Origin of the sequence: Streptomyces sp. UW30, from assembly GCF_008042075.1 — a bacterium.
Lineage (GTDB): Bacteria > Actinomycetota > Actinomycetes > Streptomycetales > Streptomycetaceae > Streptomyces.
This window is the reverse complement of sequence record NZ_RDBN01000122.1, coordinates 1-1,066: the sequence shown is the minus strand read 5'-3', so window position 1 is coordinate 1,066 and position 1,066 is coordinate 1. Positions and strand designations below refer to the sequence as shown.

1 protein-coding gene is annotated in these 1,066 nt (G+C 65.5%); it reads right to left on the bottom strand.

Going from position 1 to position 1,066, the window contains the following annotated elements:
• Positions 1-570 precede the first annotated feature (570 nt).
• A partial coding sequence (locus EAO75_RS46370) for a hypothetical protein (RefSeq protein WP_187284860.1) occupies positions 571-1,066 on the bottom strand: 496 nt, incomplete at its 5' end.

The following is a 1,066-nucleotide window of genomic DNA, read 5'->3' as shown; positions in this document are numbered from 1 at the left end:
GGCCCTCGCCAACCCCCGCAAAGCACCCGCGAGGACCCTGCCCGGCGAACTCCTCCACCAGCGTCACCCCTCCCTGCCCTACGTGACCTGGGACATGGCCCTCGACGCGAACCCCTGGGGAGACTGACCACGYCGGCCGGGCCGCGGTCCTCTCCGCACCGGGGACGCAGCTACGTGCGGGTGAAGGGGACCGTATTGACTTCCCCTTCACCCGCGAGCAGTAGCCGGCCGGGCCGCCTCGGTCCGGGACCTCGAATCCGGTGTTGATGTCGGCGCCGTCACGCGCCGGCGACCTTCACACCTGAAGATTCAGCAGCTCCAGCTTCACCTGGGTGCCWGACGCCATGACTTCCTTAAGAGCCTCGGGGAGGGCCTCTGTGCCGTTCACAACAGTGCCCGGGTCAACGGAGACCTTCTTTGACGTCGCTCGTGGAAGACGCCCAGGTCGCGACAGCCGGTCCCCTGCGCAGAACGCGCTGCACAGGGATGTCACGGAAGGCGAAGCAACGCTGTCTATTACAGGGAACCGGCCACTCAGTGACCTTCGGTGGGCGGTGGGTGCGACCGACTCTATTCGCCCCACGGCCCATTGATGACGGTGCTCTCCATAAAGGTTTGACCGTCGGTCTCGCGCTCACGCACCAGCGTGTGGGCGAACGTGTAGCGCTGCGCTGCGCCCTCAGATCGGGCGGCGTGCGTCAAGATCGCATCGGCCATCGAGCGGACCATTGCCTGGCGGGGATAGACAGCGTGAATCGTTGGCGCCCATTCGGCCACCAGGTCGGCGTTCTTACCGAAGTCGATATAGATGCCCTCAAAGGTCAGCAGGGCGAGCAGGCCTCGGCGTACAGCAATGTCCGGGGTGGTATGCAGGGCGATCGCCTCCCATACTCGGTCGACGTCCGCAGTAGCCACGCCGTGCTTGGTCAGCAACGCAGCAGCCAGGTCCGCTCCCTCCACCTCGAACCGCTGGTCGGTGTTTCCTTCGTCGGTCAGCCCCATGTCGTGCAGCACGCAGATGAGGTAGACCACTTCGAGGTCGTAGTCCTCGTTGGGTCGCTTGCCC